This window comes from Nostoc sp., assembly GCF_054880495.1.
Genome location: NZ_JBTYKD010000065.1, coordinates 1 through 3,863 on the forward strand (window position 1 = coordinate 1; position 3,863 = coordinate 3,863).

Below are 3,863 nucleotides of genomic sequence, written 5' to 3' on the forward strand. Positions count from 1 at the left end.
CGGATGGCAAAATTCAGATTTGACACCAATGGGCGATGATTGCGGCTAAAGGTAACATCGCGGAATTCGACGGCAGTTTGGTTATTTTGCGGCATAGGTGATTTTTACTGGACGCTAGTTGGTTACTAGTTATATGTATTATGTGCTGATTTTGCTAGCGTGCTAACGCCCAATTTGCCCTCTTCAGATTTTGTAGACGCTAACATGATGACGAGGAAGAAAATATTTAAGGCGATCGCAGCAGTTTATGAGAAATAGTTAGTTGTCTCTTGTAGAAGCCTTACTACAAAGTTCTGAGAGCAAATGAACTTGGTTAATCTTAGTCAGCACAATCAATGGAGAAGCATTTACAACCCATTGTCTAGTCACGCGCTAACTCCTGGGCTAATTCTTCAGGAGTTACTTGAAAAGGTGAAACATTATAGCGATCGAGTGCTTCTAGGAATTGGTGACGGCTAACTCCGGCAATTTCAGCAGCCTTAGATTGGGAAAGCATACCAACTTCATATTATTTGACAGCAGCCGCTAAACGCATCTCTTGAACAAAGGTTTCTGGGTTACTGCGGAGTGCTGAAAAAACATCATTTGGAAGTTCGATGTTGATTTGGATGGTCATAAATTCAGTATTATTTATGGAGAGCTAATACCGTGGTCAAGAAGAACAATCAAATACTACCATTACTACAATTACTAACAGAGAAGAGTTACGATTTCCGCAGGAAGGTAATTGATGCCATTGAACAGCATCGGTTGCTCATTTCACCCCGGTTACTTAGGAGCTACGCTGTACACATAAGTTCATCGAATTACCCAAAACAAAAACGTCAAAGAGTCCTGACGGACATCCCTCTCCTTACTAAGGAGAGGGACAGGTTTTGCGTAGCATAACCAGGGTGAGGTTTCTTTGGCCTATTCGAGAAACCATAAATTGCGTCTAGAGAGACTTGTGTATACACCATAGCTTTTTAGGAGAGAGGTCAGACTGTAATGCATCCAAACGAGAACCGCTATAATTTCAAGACTCCATCTCTGCTAATTCTAACCACCGTTCAGTCGCCACATCGATCGCTTGCTTGAGCTTTTCCACATGATTATAGAGTTTTTGCACTTGGCTATAATTCCCCGCAGAAACATTCGCTAATGTTTTCTCGGTTTCTGCTTTCTCAGCCTCTAACTGGGCAATTTTACCTTCCAACTGCTCAAATTCCTTTTTTTCCCAGTTGGATAACCTCCGCCGCTTTATATTCTCTACATTTTTGGGCGAAGACGTAACATTTTGGACTTCGATATTTTTGGGCTTGTCCTTAGCATTAGCAGCTTGTTGCTGTGCTTCTTCAGCCTTCTTAAAGTCCAGATAAACTGAGTAATTACCGGGATATTGCCGGAGATTACCGCCTTCTTCAAAGGAAAATACTGTGTCGATGGTGCGATCAAGAAAGTAGCGATCGTGAGAAACTACAATTACACACCCAGCAAAATCCTCTAAATAATCCTCTAATATTGCCAATGTCTGTACATCTAAATCATTTGTCGGTTCATCTAAAATCAACACATTCGGCGCACCCATCAAAACCCGCAACAGAAATAAACGTCTTTTTTCTCCACCAGAAAGTTTATTAATTGGCGCGTACTGCTGATTACCAGGAAACAGAAACCGCTCCAACATTTGAGAAGCAGTAATTTGAGTACCATCAGTAATTTTGACAAATTCCCCTTCTTCTTTGATGTAGTCAATCACGCGCTGATTTTCGTTCATTTTTGTGAGCAATTCTTCAGAATGCTGGTCAAAATAACCGATATGAATTGTAGTACCAATTTCTGCAATGCCTGAATCTGGCTTAACCCGCCCAGTAATCATATCCATTAAAGTCGATTTACCAGCACCATTAGCACCGATGATGCCAATGCGGTCTTCTCGTCCAAACTCGTAGGTAAAATTATTAATCAGGGTACGTCCATTGTAGGCTTTAGAAATTTGATTTAATTCAATAACTTTTTTGCCAATGCGCCGACCAACTGTAGAAATATCAACTTTACCCTGAACTTGTTTAAATTCAGTATCCCGTAAAGCATGAGCGCGGTCAATTCTAGCTTTTTGCTTAGTACTTCTGGCTTTCGGGCCTTTTTTAAGCCATTCCAACTCGCGCCGCAACAAACCTTGATGTTTACGTTGACTACTTACGGCAGATTCTTCAGCTAAAGCTTTCTTTTCCAGGTAATATGAATAGTTGCCTGTATAAGTGTAAATGTCGCCTCGGTCAATTTCAATGATCCGATTGGTAACGCGATCCAAAAAGTAGCGATCGTGAGTAATCAGAAAAAGCGCCCCGCGATAGCGATTCAAATAACTTTGTAACCATTCAACAGAAAGAGCATCAAGATGGTTTGTCGGCTCATCCATGAGCAAAACATCTGGTTCTGCTAGCAACGCTGATGCTAAAGCAATGCGTTTGCGATAACCTCCCGATAAAGTGCTTATTTGGGCATCAAAATCAGAAATTCCTAATTTTGTGAGGATGATTTTGGCGTTAGTTTCTAGTTCCCAAGCACCACTCGCATCCATCAGTTGCATCACCACAGAAAGGCGAGACATCAGTTGGCTATCATCTGGATAATGAACCAATTTATCTGACAGTTCTTCATACTCATGCACCAAAGCTGTATGTTCGCCACTGTCAGCAAAAACTTGCTCTAAAACTGTGTGATTTTCATCTAAATCTGGCTGCTGGGGTAAGTAGATAATTTTAGAACCAGAGTTGATTAAAATTTGACCACTATCTATCGATTCTAGACCAGCGATCATTTTTAATATGGTTGATTTACCGGAGCCATTAGTACCAATTAAACCAACTTTATCGCTAGCATCGATGCTAAAACTAGCATCTTTTAAAATTTCCTTGATCCCAAAGTCTTTTTTTACTGATTGTAGCGTAATAATACTCATAAGATTTCCGTCATTAGTTATTTTTCATTAGTGAGTAGGCAAGGCACATACCCTACCTACATTTGCCGAATTCTATACAAATAAATCCAAGGGTAAATGTCCATACATCTCGTTGATTCCCCCTTCGTCATCAGACTGACAAGATACTAATACACCACGATGATGTCCAGCATAAGAATCGAGATAACACAAGCCATTTTTACCATTTAATTTGATATAAACTGGCCCTTCCGGTGTAAGTAAGTTGTTTGGTGGTTCATAACCCAAAGCCAGAGAATAGGTCTTCATCGCCAGTATTCCTTCTTCTGCTGTATCAGCACAAATTCCTAAAATTTGGTAATCAGCAAGGTTGGTGAGCAAAATTAAGGCACTACGAATTATAGATTTTTCTGATGGCTTCAGGACAGGCGCAATGTCTAGACAGTTGAATTTATTCAGTAATTTTTTCGCTTCTTCGGCGGTGAGATTCTGATGATTGGGGGTTGACATAAACTTTGTTTATTATCTTGTTAGTTTTTGTGTTTGAGTTAGGATTAGCCTAACTTACTAAGTATTCTTGACTCGAATCAAAGCCTCGACTTCGCTCGGCTTTAAGGTTGATTTTGGACATTCCCAAGGTTGAACATAAAGGGGACGCCGCTTTTAGAGTCACTACCCATAACAAGGACTTTTGGCATCTGAGCGCCGCCACTCTTCCAAGCTTCAATTGCTTCTTTTTGGAGAACCAACTGTCCTCCTTGGGCTTTGAGTGTCTCTGCTAAGAGTCTTTGAGATTCTGCCTTACCTTTGGCGCGATTCACATCTGCTTGTGCTTCTTGTTCAGCTTCCCGTGCTACATAAACGGCTCTTTGCGCCCTCTGTTCAGCAATTTGTTTTTCTTCCACTGCTTTGGCAAATTCTGGTGAGAACGCTAAGTCAA

Annotated in this window: 2 protein-coding genes and 3 pseudogenes; all 5 read right to left on the bottom strand. The window is 40.8% G+C overall.

The annotated features are described in order from the left end of the window. A pseudogene (locus tag ACYTXL_RS07725) lies at positions 1–95 on the bottom strand (ATP-binding cassette domain-containing protein); the annotation flags it as partial. Between the two features lie 266 nt (positions 96–361). Further along, a pseudogene (locus ACYTXL_RS07730) lies at positions 362–616 on the bottom strand (UPF0175 family protein). A gap of 399 nt (positions 617–1,015) precedes the next feature. Beyond that, on the bottom strand, positions 1,016–2,944 hold the full coding sequence (locus tag ACYTXL_RS07735; RefSeq protein WP_461924198.1) for an ABC-F family ATP-binding cassette domain-containing protein: 1,929 nt from the start codon (positions 2,942–2,944) through the stop codon (positions 1,016–1,018). A gap of 72 nt (positions 2,945–3,016) precedes the next feature. Further along, the gene (locus tag ACYTXL_RS07740) at positions 3,017–3,433 is read right to left on the bottom strand and encodes a DUF1824 family protein (RefSeq protein WP_461924199.1); all 417 of its coding nucleotides are present in this window, start codon (positions 3,431–3,433) and stop codon (positions 3,017–3,019) included. A gap of 101 nt (positions 3,434–3,534) precedes the next feature. Further along, positions 3,535–3,863: pseudogene (locus ACYTXL_RS07745) on the bottom strand (prohibitin family protein); the annotation flags it as partial.